This window comes from Leifsonia poae (assembly GCF_020009625.1).
GTDB classification, from domain to species: Bacteria; Actinomycetota; Actinomycetes; order Actinomycetales; family Microbacteriaceae; genus Leifsonia; species Leifsonia poae_A.
This window is the reverse complement of the sequence record NZ_JAIHLP010000002.1, coordinates 1-13,939: the sequence shown is the minus strand read 5'-3', so window position 1 is coordinate 13,939 and position 13,939 is coordinate 1. Positions and strand designations below refer to the sequence as shown.

Sequence of the window (13,939 nt, the reverse complement as noted above, 5' to 3'; positions counted from 1 at the left end):
CCGCGGCGCCCTACCCCCGTGATCGCGGGGCGAGAACGGTTCGAGCACGCGCCACATCCTGGAACGCCATCGCCTCCACCCACTCCGCATAGCTGTGATCCCGCCCGAGCCCGCAGGTGCAACGAACTGCGATCGTCTCCCCCGACTGCGACCGGTACACCTCGGCATGCTCCACTGTGACCAGCAGCATGTTCACGGACGGCTCCATCGGGCCCTCTTCCCTCGACGACGAAATCAACGACTGAGAGACGCGCGAGCACGCTGATCATGACGCCGGTTCGGCGATCCGTCGCGCACGAACCGGAAGAGGCGATGCGAGCACGGTGACGAAGACGCCTAACGCCGACGCATTCCCGACCACCGTTTCATGATCCGCAGGTCGTCGAGGCCGAATCGACCGTCCGGGAGCGCGGCGCGAATCCGCTCGTCGCTGAACGGGCGTGAGGGACGGATGTCCTCTGGCGGCTCGGGCGCGAACGGCGCCGGCACACTGACGCCTTCGTCGAGCATGCGGGCCTGCGCCTTGGCGACGAGCGGGACGACCATCGTCCATTCGGTCAGTTGCGCCAGCGCTCGAATACTCCAGACAGGGGCGGGAAAGTAGATGGGCCTGCGCCCGGCGACGCGCGCAATCCGGCGCACGGCCTCCCCGAGCGTGAGCTCTTCCGCTCCCACGACGGCGACCGTCTGCTCGGAGATGCGACCCTCGATCGCGGCGATCAGCACATCGATCGCGTCATCGACGGGGATCGGCCGAACGGTTCGCTCCCGAAAGCCGACGGTCGCAAAAAGCGGGACCGTTCGCACGGCACGGGTCACGTGGTTCACCAGGTGATCGCCCGGGCCGAAGACCATCCCCGCTTTGAGGATCGTGTGGTCGATCCCCGAGCGGCGCACGAGCTCTTCGGCTGCCCACTTCGTCTCGTGATAGGCCGACCCGCAATCGGGTCTCGCCCGCAGGAAGCTGACCATGACGATCCGCTTCACCCCTGCGCGGCGGGCGGCCTCGACGACGGAACGGGTGCCCTCGACGTGGACGCGTTCGAATGTCTGGTCGCCGAGTTCGCGATTGATGCCCGCACAGTGCGCGACGACGTCGCAGCCCGCGAAGGCCGCCGCCAGAGCGTCCACGTCGTCGATCCGGACGCCGGTGCGACGGGAGACGATCACAGTGTCCGCTGGATCCAGTCGTTCGGCGAGATGACGCCCGACGAATCCGGTACCGCCGGTGATGGCTACCCGCATGGTCTCGCTCCTTCGCTTATTAGCAATAGAGCTAAATTCTATTTAGCAATAGTGCTATATTGCAAACATGGCAGATTCAGCGACCGACATCTTTGCCGCTCTCGCTCACCCGACCCGGCGGCAGATCCTTCAAGACCTCAAAGACGGCGAACTCGCCGCCGGTGAGATCGCCGCACGGTTCAACGCCACCGGTCCGACCATCTCCCGCCACCTGAGCGTGCTGCGCCAGGCCGGCCTCGTCTCGGAGCGTCGGGACGCCAATCGCATCCTCTACTCGCTCGTGAGCGACCGGCTCGCACTGTCGGTCGGCGATTTCCTCTCAACAGTCTGCCCTGAGCAGATCGTGCTCCGCGAGGTTCGGAAGCGCAGCCCCGAACGCGCGAGCAGTCGTCCGGGCGAGGCGTGATCAGGGGCCCCAAGGAGCACGCGGCTGTACGACGACTGCGATTGTGATGGTGGTGCACCCCCGGGACTTGAACCCGGAACCCACTGTTCCAGAGCCGCGCTAACGCGGAGTGGCATCGATTCATGTCTAGTAGTGAATTACCGGGGATGAACTCCCCCACCACTCTCCCAATTGGTGACTACTGGTGAGGATTTGTGACCCAAAGTACCGAGTAAATACTGGATCGTGATGAATCCACGCTTGGTGACAGGCATGTCGCTGTCGGCGTCCCGTCGTAGACTCGTCCCCGCAGCGGGCCGGTGCTGCTCCCCACCCCTTGGAGAGGAGTATCCGTCGTGCCCGCAGAGTGGAGACCGTCCAGCGAAGCCACCCCGGTTGAGTGGGCGATGACAGCGGTCGGTGGTCTGCAACCGTATGCGATCATCCGCCGTCTCGTCGTCGGTGACGGGAAGACCCGCGAGGAATGGTTCCGAGTCGTGACCGCCGCGCCGCGATCCGAGGACCGGGTACTCATCGGGTATTGGCGCACCCTCGATGATGCTGCGTCCGCTGCGCGTGACTTCAGTATCGCCCTCGCGGATTGGCAGCGGCATATCGCTGGCACGGGCCGACAGGACACGACACCGGAACCTGCGCCAGCCGAGCTGCTGCGCTTCTACCGGGCCCAGAAGAGGGCGTAGAACCACGAAAAAGCCCCGGCCCTGCTACTCCGAAGAGCGGCAAGGCCAGGGCTCTTGTCATTGACAAGTTTTATGATAGTATTGTCATCGACAACTAAATAGAGAGGAGGTACCCCCGATCGACAAGCGAATCAAACCGCTTATCGAATCGCTGGAAGAACAGGGTTGGCGGATCGTCCCCACCAAAAAGGGATGGATGTGTTATCCACCGAACAAAACCCTGACGGCCGTTCTGATTCATGGAACACCGTCCGACCACAGATGGTATGCAAATACCCTCTCGCTGCTGAGACAGCGCGGATACAACCAGTAAGCGGATGAGGTTGGGGGGAAAGTCACTTGACAGGGCGGCTTTCCCCTCAACCTAACACAACATCCCTTTGGGAGTACCCCTCAACTTCACCCATCAGAGAGGACAAAGCAATGACTAGTTGGCAGGCCAGTGTGTCGTTCGTGAGCGCAACTACGTTCACGGAAGATGCGGCCTTCGACACCATTGACGCGCTGACCAACCACGGGGCGGCGATGAGTGTTGAGCACGACCTCACCGGAGGAACTGTCGTCCTCTCGGTAGAGGCCGCGACGCCTCTCGACGCAGCCACGGAAGCATCCCGTCTCGTCACGACCACGGCCGAATCGACACTCGGTTCGATCAACGTGACCAGGCTGGAAGTACTTTCCGAAGCAGCAGTCGACGCAGAACTCGAACGGCCTCTGTTTCCGGAGGTTGTCGGCTATGCGGAGATTGCAGATATGGCTGGTGTCTCTCGTCAGCGTGCACGGCAGTTCGCTTCCATCAACGGATTCCCGAGTCCGGTCATTGAGACCGCTCAGGGCCCGTTGATGGGACGGCATGCTGTGGAGCGTTGGCTTGAAACCCGCAACACCAGTGGTGGACGCCCGAGAAAGGCAGCCGTCTAAGAACCGAACATCCCAACCTCATCCGCAATGAGAACTGACCCCCGGGGACTTACCCACCCTGGGGGTTTCTCTTTGGCAGGCAATGACGGTAGCTCACCGTATCGTTGGCGGTGTGAAGGTCAGGTTGCGGGTGCAGAGACAGGGTTCAGACCCGGTCGAGCTCGGTGACGAGATCGTGGTCGAATGTGCTGACTACGTCGCGGGCATCGCCGAAGCGAGACGACGAATCCCTGCCGGGTTCATCATCAACGCGATCCTCGTCGACTAGGGGCGCGGGACGCAGTCCCGGACGTTCGCGACCATGAGGCCGCGCGCGCCCAGGCCGAGCATCCTGTCGCGTTGGGCGGTGTTCGGGATGATGTGGTGGATGCACCGCGAAGCGCCGGCGGCCGTAACGCCTGCCGTGATTGTCGCGTCGGATGACTGGTAATCGAGGCCGACGTAGTCCCACTGCGCCTGCTTGGCCGTGAAGCTCGCCATGTCAGTGTCGAAGAAGTACCCCCAGGCGATGAGCCCGGTTGAGCTGGGCGAGCGTGTGCCCGCCCCGGACTGTTTCCAGATGATGCGGGCAGCCCCACCGTGCGCGTCGATCCATGCGCGCAACCGCACCTGATTCGCGTAGGTTTTGTCCTCGATCACGAGGATGACGCCCGGGTAGAGGGCGTCGACCTCGTCGAGGGTGAGCAACGGCTCCGACGGTTGGCCGGGCACATCCGTGAATGCGGCGGTCTGCGTGTAGGTACGGATCTGCGTGTCGGTGAGGGACACGATTGGGAGGGTGGTGCCGCCCGGGACACCGAGGACCATGCGGTCCAGGTAGGCGTCGTGGGAGCACCAGAACGTGCCTGGCGTGGTGCCGCCGTCGGGTGACGCGGACACGTGGACGCTCACTTCGAGCGCGTCGACCTGCCAGTACACGGCGGCCTCGCGGGCAGCGCGGGCGGAGAACTCAACCCAGTTGCGGGACCCGAACCGGTGCGCCCATCTGATCCACGAGGAGCTTGCGAGCATTTGGGAGACGGTCTGGTTTCTCGGAACGTAGCCGACCCCGGTGACGGGCTTCTCGGTCGCGCCGTCCCAGATGGTGACGGTCGCTGGGCGTTCGGTGGTACCGTCCCAGATCGACCAGGCGAACCCGGGGTCGGGCAGCGGGTTGAGGGCGAACCCCATGACCGCGGCGCCGGTGGCTGCACCTGTCCAGGTGACGGTCTGGCTGCCGGATGCGCCGGCGTCGACGGGCTTCGTCCACACCTTCAACGCGGTGCGGGTAACGGTCGTGTCGCCCGGGGTGGCAAGGTCGAGAACGCTCGTGACCGTGCCGTCGGTGACGGTCGCCGTCGCCGGGTTCGGGGAGGTGACCTGATTCGTTGCCGCGAGCACCAGCAACGAGTTGTTGCGGGCGACCGTGAACGACGGCATGACCCGGGCCAGGCCGGAGGTGGTGGACTTCGCCGGGAACCCGCCGATGGGCGCGGCAAGGTCGACGTACCGCACGACCTGGATGCCGCCGAGGATGCGAGCTGTTCCGGGGAAGGTGAACGTCCACGACGCTGGCAGCGCGGCGAGCACACCGGCGGTGTCGACCTTGAGGATGAACAGGCCGGTGCCGCGCTGGTCGGCGTCGTTGACCACGAACGGGGTGCCCTCGCGTGTCCACCCGGACGGGATGGTCCAGTCGGACGGCGGCTGGTTCGAGTTCGACGCCTCCACCATGAGGAGATCGCCGACCTGGATACCGGAGGGCCGCGCCAGCACGATGTTGTTCGCGCTGGTCGCTGCCGCCGTCGCACCAATGGTGACGATTGCGGGACGGATGCTCATGTCTACCCTCGCGCGATCAGGCCCGGAGGCGTACCACCTGGCACCGGATCAGACGGGCCGAGAAGAGTCACAGCGATGTTGGTCACGCTCCCCAGCCCGGCCGCCGCCTTCACGGCCGCCGCGGTCGACGCCGTGATGAGCGTGCGCCCGATCACGGTGGAGTCGGTGATCGCCGCCGCGGTGATGGTGCCGGCCGCGCCAGTCGGCCCCTGATCACCCGTGGGCCCCTTGTCCCCGGCCGGACCCTTGTCGCCCGTTGCACCCTTCGTACCGGCATCACCAACCGGGCCCCGACCACCGATCGGACCTTTGTCTCCGACCGGGCCAGCATCGCCCGTGGCACCCTTGGTACCGAGATCGCCGGTGGCACCCTTCGTTCCGATCGGTCCCTGGTCGCCGACTGGACCTTTGTCCCCGGGGAAACCTTGCGGGCCGCGGTCCCCATCCGGGCCCTTGTCACCGGTAGGACCCTTATCGCCCGGCCCACCCGGCCCGCCGCCCTCGATAGCGTCGACCTGCGCTTGCAGAGTCCGTAGAGCCACCCACCACGCATCCGTGGCCGGAGTCGGTGCGAGCGTGCTCGGGTTGACGGTGAAGTCGGTGAGGAGCTCGGTGAGAGTGGTGTCCGTGTTCGGGTACCCGGCCACGTAGGTCGTGCGGAACCCGCGCAGAGACGACGACACCACGACCGCGTTGCCGGGAGGCGTCTGCGGAACACTCGTGCTGGCGTTACCCGCCTCGTCGAGGGTGACCGTCCATGTGTCGGTCGAGGTCACACGCGTCTCGCCGACAGCGACCTGCGCGAACCGGAACATGAACCGATCACCCTCGGCCGGGGTGAGGCCGGCCTGGGCGAGATCGTCGGCGCCGATGGTCACCTGGGGCATGAGTCCTCCTCGTTCAAGTCGCTGGGTGGATTACGCGTTACCGGAAGCCAGCCGCCCAGCCGCGAACTGTTCGTCCGCGGACTTCTGCTCCGGCGTCTTGTCCGCATGCGCAGCGAGGACCGCGTCCGTGACCGACTGGGGAACAGTGGTGACCACGTACGAACCGTCAACATTCAGTGCCGCCTCGCGAGGTGCGGACCCGGCACCGAGCCCAGTCAGCCACGCGTTCACGCCCGGGATCGCCATGACCCGGGTGAGGACACCCTGGATCGCGACGAGAGCGGCGACGGTGGCGAGGAGCCACTGCACCGGCCACTGGTCGGCGAGGACACCCGCAATGACGACGAGAGTCGGGATCGCGGCGATGATGCCGGACAGGACGGTGCGGATGACGCGCTGGTTCGGGAACCAGATGGCGCCGGAGACGGCGGTGTGTTTACTCATGATTCTCCTTGCTGGGTGGGGTTGTCACGGAGGTGCTCGATTGCAGACCGCGGGTGGGTGTCGTCGAATTCACGGCGAAGGTTGGCAGTGTCTTTGCGCAGTTCGGCGTCGCTGGTGATCAGGGAACGTGTCGTCTCCTCGAGAATCCCGACCCGGTCGAACAGTCCCCTCACACCGAGCTCGATACGGTCGGTGGAGTCCTTGATCGACGACCCGTTGTTGTTGTGGGTCTCGTGGTGGATCTCGGCGATCTTCTGGTCCTGCTCGCTGAGCGTGTTCTTCGTCTGCTCCATGAACGCCGGGAGCGCAGACAAGATGTCGGTGAGTTTGATCGCGGCTCGGAGACCGGGCCACGACTTCCGCAGAATCCAGATCAGGAAAACGATGATCGCAATCCAGATCACGACCTGAGCGAGAGTGACATCCCCCGCCCAGTCGATGAACCATCCGGGCAGATTCATCTAGGACCCCCTCTCAGGGTTGAGAGAGGGATCAGCCGGCGATGGCTTTGATGTTCACCGGGCACTTGGCGATGATGTTGCGCCAGCGCAGGTCGTCGACGATCTGCGGGGTCGCGGCGTCACCGTTCGCGATCTCCAGATACCCGTTCTTCACGAGCGAGTCGACCTCCGACTGACCGGAAAGGATCTCGTACCGGCCCGACAGGATCGACGCAGCCATGAACTGGCCGGTGGCGCTGTTCTTGTACAGGCGCATCCGGGACTCCCGCCGCACATACTCGGCAAGCCGGTTGGTTTCGGCGGTGACGTGCGCTTTGATCTCCGCCACTTCTGCTGCAGACAATTCGTCCTCCTTGTTCGATCCGCCCCCACCGTGAGAGTCGGTGATGTTGACGTACTTCTGAAAATCGACGTTCACCCCGTGCAGATACAGGGACACGTGGCAGTGCGGGCCGTAATAGCGGTCTGAGCCGAACCCGGACGCACCCGACAGGGCAATCTGCTGCCCCTGGGTCACCGTCTGGCCTGCGGTCACGTCGATCCGGGACAGGTGCAGGTACTGGGTTTCGTCGCCATCGGGATGGGTGATGTACACCAGCCGTCCGCCGCTGCCGCCCATCGTCGAATCGGCGACGCGGATCACCCCAGCTTTCGCGGCGACGACAACCGACCCGTACGCGCAGGCGTAGTCCATGCCCGGATTCACGCTCGGCGGTGTGCGGTCCTTGTGGCCCTGCCATGTGCCGTCCTGATCGGACGCAGTGTGCGCGTAGGTGGGGTAAATGTACTCGGGCATCGGCTCGCGCTTCCTCACATGCGAAAGGCCCCGCACTTGCAGGGCCGGAGAGTGTTCGAACGGGCAGAGGCTAAGCGTCTGCCTACTGATCAGCCGGGAAGCTGATGCACACGTTTGTGTACGTTCCGTTGGCAGTGGTGACGAAGGTCATCCTGCCGTCAGGTGTGACCGAGATGCCGACGAGGACACCACCGGAGCCAATACCCCACTTGAGGACTGTTGTGCCCGGTAGCCCGGCAGGCAGGGTGGTGAAGAGCGTGGACGACGCGATCGTTCCCGACTTCATCATGATCGACACATGGGTCTGACCATTCATAACCCGGTATCGGGGCGGCCCGTACGCGGACGATCCGTAATCGACCCACGACGAGACGAGGGTCAACGGCAACCACCCGGTGTCCTTCAGCTGGAGCACCCACGCACCAGCGATCCTCTTGTACGTGCACCCGTCTGTGGTGTCGGACCAATATAGGCCGTCCCACACGGCTTTCCCGGAGGGGCCGGGCACGACGTTCGCGTTGCGTTGCGCGGTGGTTCCGACGATGTGGTTCCCGACAGTCGCCGCGTAGTCCGCGACAGATGAGGGGTCGACGTCGATCGCTGGTGCACCAACGGCATCGAACTGCGGTTGACCTTTCGTGCCGTATCTGTCTGCGGACATCGGGGCTCCTATCGGGTTCCTTGGAAGCGCAGCGCGCCAGAGAGAGGGTCGGACTGGGTACCCGCCCATTGGTTGTCGCCGTTGCCGGACGCAACCGAGATCCCACCGCCGGCAGCGAGTGTCGCGGCGAACGACAGCGGGAGGGTCACCCACCCGCCGCGCGGGTTGAGCGGGGTGGAGAGACTCATACCGACCCATCCGCTGGGGAGGGTCGCGGAGGTGTGGACGCCGATGTTGCACACGCCGAGTTGGGCGCGCAGCGGGAGGTAAATTTCGCTCTTCGTGACCGTGGCGCCGGTGAGTGCTGCGGCGACGCGGCCGTTGTAGACCCACGCCCCTGACACACTGTCGGAGGCGCGCGGGTCGTTGCCCTGCCACCTCGACCGGAACTGGCCGGAGTCGGAGGCAAGGATCGGGGACGTGGGCAGTGGGGTTGCGCCGCCGCCGGGGTTGGTGCCCGGGTCGGTGCCGGTGTTCGACCCGGTGATCTTACCCTGGATGACACCGGTTGCCCAGTTCACCTCGACCTGGTCACCGATCGAGGGCGTGTACCCGGACCGGTAGTACAGCTGGAACTGCTTCCCGCCGATCGTGACAGTCGCCTGCGGGGTGCCGGTGGCGGAGATCGTCCCAATAGCTGGTTGCGCCACAGCAGGGCCGGTCACTTTCCATTGTCCGGCGGTGCGTTCCAGCTGGACGGCCATGCCAGGGATCGGCGGGTAGAACCCGACACAGGGGATGCTGATCGTCGTGGGGCCGGTGTTCACGACGGCGAGGTTGCCGTCCATGCGGGCGAAGATCGCGGTGCGCCTGTCCACGTCGGGGAGGTCTTTGACCCGGTCGGCGAGGATGTCGGTCGCGGTTCTCACGTGAGGCTCCTCTGCACTTCCAAGGTCACGTCCATCAGCGCCGCCTGCGTCATCCGCCAGCGGATCATCCGACCCTTGAGCGGGCGCGTGTGCCCGTGGACACGCAGCACATCACCGGACTCGATCACCGGGTTCGCAATGCACGAAATGGGGACCTCGTACGTTTGCCCGCCGATCGACTGAGTGAGGATCGCCCTGACCGCAGAGTCCGCGCCGGCCTGCGTCGTCACCAACGGCGACGAGTAGTAGCGGGTGTTCTCCTCGTAATACCCAGACGTTGCAAGCGGGCCGACCGTCTCCTCCGCAACCGAATAGATCGGGTTCCGGTCGGCGTCCTCGAACGTGCCGACGACGCAGTTGTAGACAGTGTCCGTGTCGACCTCATACCCGATATCGACAACGGTCCCCTCCGCGCCGATCGTCAACGCACCAACGAAGACCCGGGGCTTTTCGGGACACCCACCCACGCACCGAACTGGTTGATCACCCCGATGCAGTCGAGGTTCCCCCACAGATCCTGCACACCGTTCAGCCGGCCGCCCTGCGCCGTCTCGTACACGATCGCTGCCGGGATCGCCTTGTCCGGAACGGTCGCGACGACCGTCATCCCGGTGATGCGCCGCAGCTCCGCATACGTGGAGACCAGCGACGGCGGCTGCTCCGGGGAACGAAACCCACGCCGGCGCACATTCTCCTCAAGACCGAGGAACACGATCTGCACCACCGACGCAACAACGAACCGAACCGAACCGGGTATCGGCCACAAAGTCGACACCAGACTGGACGGTGATGACCCGCGCCCACCCCAATGTGATCAGCTCAGTGAAACTGCCAGCGGTGATCTCCATCGTCAACAACAGACGCGCCTTGAACGGCGACAACACACCTTCGGTCTCCACCGGCACCAACGACTCACCCGACACCGACTGGTACGCGATCGTCGCCGACCCGGAGAACTTCACATCCCGAGTCAGATCGCCTTCGAGCTCCCACTCGGTCAGCTCAAGCCCACGCATCACCCGGTCGGACCCGTGAAACACATCAACGATCAACCGCCGGTTGTGCGACCCCGTCAGAACCTTGTCGAGAACCGTCGTATGTGCCCGCATCAGGAAGTCCCCGCGAACTGGTACGCCCGGTTCGCCTCGAGACGGGTCAGGAAGAACGCATTCAACGCCGCCCTCGTCGGGAACGCCGCATTCAGGTCCGCACGGGTCAGCAGAGGCACCACCAGCGCCGGCGTCGGCGGGGACACTTCGTCACCGGTGATCCCGAACGCGATCTTCTCCCCACCCAACACGTACGTCTGGTCCTGCTCGTCCAGGCTGAGAATGCCCGCAAAGAACGGGCGAGGGAGACGCACCCGGTCGGTGGAACCAATCCGGTAACAGAGCACCGGTGTGGTGCGGGTGCCGTAACTGCCGAACATTGCCTGCAACCGGTCGGCCTGGTTGACACTGTCAACGATCACGTCGAGAACAGCATCCTGGATTCCACGCCGCTGCCCGGCCACGATGACCGCGACAGTTCGACCAATCGGCCACACCCGGTCACCCTCAATCGGGCGAACAAGCGACCGTGCCGCATTGCCGCGGAACGCAACCGTCGTCGCCCCCTGCGGGTCAAGCGGTTATGAACCCACGTGTCCCTCACATCGACCGTGACCGTCGCAGTGTCCGTGAACCCGAGCGACAGGCCCGCAGCGTCGAACATCTCCGCCCGGTACTGCACCGGCACACCGAACGGGATCTCGAAATCGATCCGCGACAACGCACCGGCAACAGCAGCCTTCACCGCGCCACGCACAAGGTACTCACGATCAGCAGCAAGACGGTACACATCCACAGATGAGGTACCGGCCGCGAACGACGTGAACAACACCTCAGCGCGCGGACACGGCGCCGCATCCGTCGACACAATCAGAGTCGGCGCATAAGCCATCAGTCACCCCATCCGTGTTCTGCGAGCCTGCTTCTGCTCGTTCGCGACGATCTGATTGCGGATCACACCCTCGATCTGCTGACCCCCGACATCGAGAACGATCCGAGCGCCCTGCAACGAAAGCTGTGGTGACACCGAGACGTTCGTGGACCGCCGGCATACGACGATGCGGGAACGTACGTGCGTGGCACTGCCCGCCGTCCGCGTAGCCGTGCAGGCGCGATCGGAACTGGTACACACCGCGCTGACCACCCATCGCGTCTACGTCGGATGCGGTTAAGACGTGCTCACCGTTCGACAGCGCGTAGATACCGGCCGTGTCATCCCGAGGCCCACCCGGACCGGTGATTGCGCCACCGGTGGCTTTCCCCGTGCCCTTGAGCGCATTGATGATCGGGTTGGACGATGCCGGCACCTGGACACCAATCGAAACCATCGGGAACCCGGGATCGTATCGAGCATGTCCTTGAAGTGCTGCACTAGTGCAGCTGCCTCGGCGGTCTTAGCGATGATGTCGACTTCTCGCTGCGTCGGGATCCTATAGACCTGATCCGCGATGGCGCTCGCCTGCGCGGCAGTTGCACCCATGTCAGTGATCCGGTCGATCAACGCCTGCCGGCCGGCCTGGAGATTGGCTACGTAGGCCTGCGAGTTGTTGTCCGCGTCGAACGTCGCCTTCGCGGACGCTTGCGACTTTTCTGCCATATCAGACAACATCGCGAGGTTGTCGGCGCCAGCCTGCGTGTTGCCGTCAAGTGAAAGCGAGTACCCCTCGGCACCCTTCTTCGCCTTCTTGATGGTGTCGTCAACCTTGGCGACCGCACCCTGATAGGCGGCGTTCGCGGAGACGGCGTCCTGTCCTACGCCGTTGGCTTTGTTGATTTCAGTGATCAAATCGGCGAGTTGACTCGTGAGGTCACTGACGCCGCCCGCCGCGTCCAGATACGCCTGGGTCGCGTCGTCCGTGCTCCCAGAGCTATCGTCGGTCGCCTTCGCGGCAGTCTTCTGCGCTGCCGCATATTCCGGGAACAGGTTCTTCAGATTGCGGAGAGCCTCTTTGGAGCCGTCCGTTTTCGTCTTGAGGTACTCGAACGCCTCTGCGGCTTTGTCGCCATTGCCGGCTTTGACCATCGCTGCCAATGACTTGTCCAAGTCGCTGACTTTGCGTGAAGTATCGCCAGTGCCGGCACCGACAGCTTTTTGAGGACGGGCATCCAGTCCTCGAGGGACCCGATGAAATCCTCCGACGACTTGATCGCCCCAGCTAGCCAGCCACTGTCGTGAGCTGAGAGAGGCCGTTTATGTCGCTCTTGAAGCCCACGATGGTTGCATTGAGCTGTTGGTCGATCGTCTTCTTGCTGAGCTTCGTCGATTCCGTGAGGGTCTTTGTCATCGAGCTCACCGATTGCTCAAGACCGAGTGCCTGGCGCGCGGTTGTAATGAACCCAGTGGACAGCTGCGCAAGCCACAGCAAAACGGCCACATATGGCAGCGCGCGAACGGCTGAGCCTGCGGCGGAGACGCCGGCGGCCGCCTTTGGTCCAGTCTCGGTCAACGTCTCCAGAGCATTTTTGAACTGCACGATCTTTGGAACCGCAACCAGCGCCCCTCCGCCAACAAGGCCGATCACGGCGACCAGGCCGGTTAGCGCGAGTCCAGTCGCGAGAACCGGCTCAGGGAGCTCGCCAACCGCCGCGGCTGCAGAGGTCAGGTTCTGAACGATGTCGCGGAGGATTCCGTTGGCCCCTGATCCAGTTTTGATCAGTGCAGTGTCAAATGCGGCGCCGAGCTTGGACAGATCTCCATTGAGGTTGTCCATCTTGCCGTTTGCCTGTTCGGCGGCGAATCCAGTGTCGTTGACGCTGTCAATCCAGCCACGGATGCCCTTCGAGCCCTCCTTGTAGAGCACGTTCGCCGTGCGGATGGCGTCGGAACCGAAGATGATCGAGAGAGCCGAGTCACGCTGCGCCTGGGAGACCCCACTCAGATTCGTCTGAAGCTGGCCGGCAAGGTTGGGTGATGCCGACGAAGTTGCCTGTGCGTCGTATGCCTGGATGTTGTATTGCTTCATCGTCTCCGCCGCTTTTTGCGACGGTGAGGCGAGCGAGAGGAGCATCTGCTTGAAGCTGGTGCCCGCGTCCGAACCTAGAAGGCCAGCGTTCGCGAACGCCGACAGGGTGCCGACGGTGTCGTCGATCGAGAGGCCGAACTGAGAAGCGACTAGACCGCCCTGGTTGAGCGCCTGTCCGAGCTGGTCGACGCCGCCGAGTGCTTTGTCGGCGCCAGCCGCGAGGAGGTCGGCGACGTGAGGGACGTCCTTGCCTTTGAGGCCGAACTGGGTGAGAGCGACTGCGGCGATCTCGGTTGCCTGCGCGACGTTGATTTGACCGGCCCGCCGCGAGGTGAGGGCACCAGTGAGACCGCCGCCGATGATGTCCTTGACTGATACACCGCCTTGACAAGCTCAGTCTCCGCGTCAGCCACCTGGTTCGCGGAGAACCCAATCGCCTGACCCATGTTCAATGCGGAGTCGCGCAGCTGGTCCATTTCGCCAGCGCGCGCGTGTGTGACAGGGTTTGCACCTGCGACATCTGGGCATCGAAGTCAGCGAACTTCTTGATTGCGAGCGCACGCAGCAGCAGCAACGGTACCCATTGCCAATGCCGCGCGGTGCCGAATCTGCTGGAGCGCTCTTCCTTCTTCTGCGCCAGCTTCTCGGCCTCAGTACCCGTTTCCCGGGTGGCCTTGGCGGCCTTCTCCATGCCCTGGATGTAGCCGGTAACCTGAGCAACGAGGCTGACCTTGAC

20 protein-coding genes and 1 pseudogene are annotated in these 13,939 nt (G+C 64.1%); 4 read left to right on the top strand and 17 right to left on the bottom strand.

What is annotated here, in order from left to right:
* Window positions 1-10: 10 nt before the first annotated feature.
* The gene (locus K5L49_RS00745; protein WP_223690141.1) at window positions 11-196 is read right to left on the bottom strand and encodes a hypothetical protein; all 186 of its coding nucleotides are present in this window, start codon (window positions 194-196) and stop codon (window positions 11-13) included.
* A 140-nt stretch (window positions 197-336) separates the two neighbouring features.
* Window positions 337-1,245, bottom strand: coding sequence for an NAD(P)H-binding protein (locus tag K5L49_RS00740; RefSeq protein WP_223690140.1), 909 nt, complete (start codon window positions 1,243-1,245; stop codon window positions 337-339).
* Between the two features lie 67 nt (window positions 1,246-1,312).
* Between K5L49_RS00740 and K5L49_RS00735 the strand changes: the two genes are divergently transcribed.
* From K5L49_RS00735 to K5L49_RS00720, 4 genes are all read left to right on the top strand, one after another.
* Complete coding sequence (locus tag K5L49_RS00735) at window positions 1,313-1,651, top strand: metalloregulator ArsR/SmtB family transcription factor (RefSeq protein ID WP_223690139.1); 339 nt, start codon at window positions 1,313-1,315, stop codon at window positions 1,649-1,651.
* A 335-nt stretch (window positions 1,652-1,986) separates the two neighbouring features.
* Window positions 1,987-2,331: a hypothetical protein gene (locus K5L49_RS00730; protein ID WP_223690125.1), complete on the top strand. Its 345-nt coding sequence runs from the start codon at window positions 1,987-1,989 to the stop codon at window positions 2,329-2,331.
* Between the two features lie 423 nt (window positions 2,332-2,754).
* Window positions 2,755-3,252 (top strand): hypothetical protein, encoded by a 498-nt coding sequence (locus tag K5L49_RS00725; protein WP_223690124.1) that lies wholly within the window; start codon window positions 2,755-2,757, stop codon window positions 3,250-3,252.
* Window positions 3,253-3,382: 130 nt separating this feature from the next.
* Window positions 3,383-3,520: a hypothetical protein gene (locus K5L49_RS00720; protein WP_223690123.1), complete on the top strand. Its 138-nt coding sequence runs from the start codon at window positions 3,383-3,385 to the stop codon at window positions 3,518-3,520.
* On the opposite strand, the gene K5L49_RS00715 is transcribed toward K5L49_RS00720, so the two are convergent.
* The 15 genes and pseudogenes from K5L49_RS00715 to K5L49_RS00645 form a co-directional block, all read right to left on the bottom strand.
* Window positions 3,517-5,073 (bottom strand): hypothetical protein, encoded by a 1,557-nt coding sequence (locus tag K5L49_RS00715; RefSeq protein WP_223690122.1) that lies wholly within the window; start codon window positions 5,071-5,073, stop codon window positions 3,517-3,519. The genes K5L49_RS00720 and K5L49_RS00715 overlap by 4 nt on opposite strands.
* Before the next feature lie 2 nt (window positions 5,074-5,075).
* Complete coding sequence (locus tag K5L49_RS00710; RefSeq protein WP_223690121.1) at window positions 5,076-5,960, bottom strand: collagen-like protein; 885 nt, start codon at window positions 5,958-5,960, stop codon at window positions 5,076-5,078.
* 30 nt (window positions 5,961-5,990) lie between these two features.
* Window positions 5,991-6,404, bottom strand: a complete 414-nt coding sequence (locus K5L49_RS00705) for a hypothetical protein (RefSeq protein WP_223690120.1) — start codon at window positions 6,402-6,404, stop codon at window positions 5,991-5,993.
* Window positions 6,401-6,865, bottom strand: a complete 465-nt coding sequence (locus K5L49_RS00700) for a hypothetical protein (RefSeq protein WP_223690119.1) — start codon at window positions 6,863-6,865, stop codon at window positions 6,401-6,403. The genes K5L49_RS00705 and K5L49_RS00700 overlap by 4 nt, the downstream gene beginning before the upstream one ends.
* Window positions 6,866-6,896: 31 nt before the next feature.
* On the bottom strand, window positions 6,897-7,661 hold the full coding sequence (locus tag K5L49_RS00695) for a M23 family metallopeptidase (RefSeq protein WP_223690118.1): 765 nt from the start codon (window positions 7,659-7,661) through the stop codon (window positions 6,897-6,899).
* An 82-nt stretch (window positions 7,662-7,743) separates the two neighbouring features.
* Window positions 7,744-8,322 carry a hypothetical protein gene (locus tag K5L49_RS00690; RefSeq protein WP_223690117.1) on the bottom strand — a complete coding sequence of 193 codons (579 nt, stop codon included), beginning with the start codon at window positions 8,320-8,322 and terminating at the stop codon, window positions 7,744-7,746.
* An 8-nt stretch (window positions 8,323-8,330) separates the two neighbouring features.
* Window positions 8,331-9,191, bottom strand: a complete 861-nt coding sequence (locus tag K5L49_RS00685) for a hypothetical protein (protein WP_223690116.1) — start codon at window positions 9,189-9,191, stop codon at window positions 8,331-8,333.
* A complete protein-coding gene (locus K5L49_RS00680; protein ID WP_223690138.1) occupies window positions 9,188-9,616 on the bottom strand; it encodes a hypothetical protein in 429 nt (142 codons plus the stop codon). The genes K5L49_RS00685 and K5L49_RS00680 overlap by 4 nt, the downstream gene beginning before the upstream one ends.
* Window positions 9,613-9,903, bottom strand: coding sequence for a hypothetical protein (locus K5L49_RS00675; RefSeq protein WP_223690137.1), 291 nt, complete (start codon window positions 9,901-9,903; stop codon window positions 9,613-9,615). The genes K5L49_RS00680 and K5L49_RS00675 overlap by 4 nt, the downstream gene beginning before the upstream one ends.
* Complete coding sequence (locus K5L49_RS00670) at window positions 9,887-10,300, bottom strand: hypothetical protein (RefSeq protein WP_223690136.1); 414 nt, start codon at window positions 10,298-10,300, stop codon at window positions 9,887-9,889. Before K5L49_RS00670 ends, K5L49_RS00675 begins: the two co-directional genes overlap by 17 nt.
* Entirely contained in the window at window positions 10,300-10,662 is a 363-nt protein-coding gene (locus tag K5L49_RS00665) for a hypothetical protein (RefSeq protein ID WP_223690135.1), read from the bottom strand. Before K5L49_RS00665 ends, K5L49_RS00670 begins: the two co-directional genes overlap by 1 nt.
* Window positions 10,659-11,132, bottom strand: a complete 474-nt coding sequence (locus tag K5L49_RS00660; protein ID WP_223690134.1) for a hypothetical protein — start codon at window positions 11,130-11,132, stop codon at window positions 10,659-10,661. The genes K5L49_RS00665 and K5L49_RS00660 overlap by 4 nt, the downstream gene beginning before the upstream one ends.
* Window positions 11,133-11,408: 276 nt before the next feature.
* Complete coding sequence (locus K5L49_RS00655) at window positions 11,409-12,284, bottom strand: hypothetical protein (protein WP_223690133.1); 876 nt, start codon at window positions 12,282-12,284, stop codon at window positions 11,409-11,411.
* Window positions 12,285-12,396: 112 nt separating this feature from the next.
* Window positions 12,397-13,578, bottom strand: a pseudogene (locus K5L49_RS00650) (phage tail tape measure protein); the annotation flags it as partial.
* 73 nt (window positions 13,579-13,651) lie between these two features.
* A partial coding sequence (locus K5L49_RS00645) for a hypothetical protein (RefSeq protein WP_223690132.1) occupies window positions 13,652-13,939 on the bottom strand: 288 nt, incomplete at its 5' end.

What these genes read in the sequence shown, in the direction of transcription:
- K5L49_RS00740 (WP_223690140.1), bottom strand. Translation starts at nt 1,245, where the DNA reads ATGCGGGTAGCCATCACCGGCGGTACCGGATTCGTCGGGCGTCATCTC.
- K5L49_RS00735 (WP_223690139.1), top strand. Translation starts at nt 1,313, where the DNA reads ATGGCAGATTCAGCGACCGACATCTTTGCCGCTCTCGCTCACCCGACC.
- K5L49_RS00725 (WP_223690124.1), top strand. Translation starts at nt 2,755, where the DNA reads ATGACTAGTTGGCAGGCCAGTGTGTCGTTCGTGAGCGCAACTACGTTC.
- K5L49_RS00715 (WP_223690122.1), bottom strand. Translation starts at nt 5,073, where the DNA reads ATGAGCATCCGTCCCGCAATCGTCACCATTGGTGCGACGGCGGCAGCG.
- K5L49_RS00710 (WP_223690121.1), bottom strand. Translation starts at nt 5,960, where the DNA reads ATGCCCCAGGTGACCATCGGCGCCGACGATCTCGCCCAGGCCGGCCTC.
- K5L49_RS00705 (WP_223690120.1), bottom strand. Translation starts at nt 6,404, where the DNA reads ATGAGTAAACACACCGCCGTCTCCGGCGCCATCTGGTTCCCGAACCAG.
- K5L49_RS00700 (WP_223690119.1), bottom strand. Translation starts at nt 6,865, where the DNA reads ATGAATCTGCCCGGATGGTTCATCGACTGGGCGGGGGATGTCACTCTC.
- K5L49_RS00695 (WP_223690118.1), bottom strand. Translation starts at nt 7,661, where the DNA reads ATGCCCGAGTACATTTACCCCACCTACGCGCACACTGCGTCCGATCAG.
- K5L49_RS00690 (WP_223690117.1), bottom strand. Translation starts at nt 8,322, where the DNA reads ATGTCCGCAGACAGATACGGCACGAAAGGTCAACCGCAGTTCGATGCC.
- K5L49_RS00670 (WP_223690136.1), bottom strand. Translation starts at nt 10,300, where the DNA reads ATGCGGGCACATACGACGGTTCTCGACAAGGTTCTGACGGGGTCGCAC.
- K5L49_RS00660 (WP_223690134.1), bottom strand. Translation starts at nt 11,132, where the DNA reads ATGGCTTATGCGCCGACTCTGATTGTGTCGACGGATGCGGCGCCGTGT.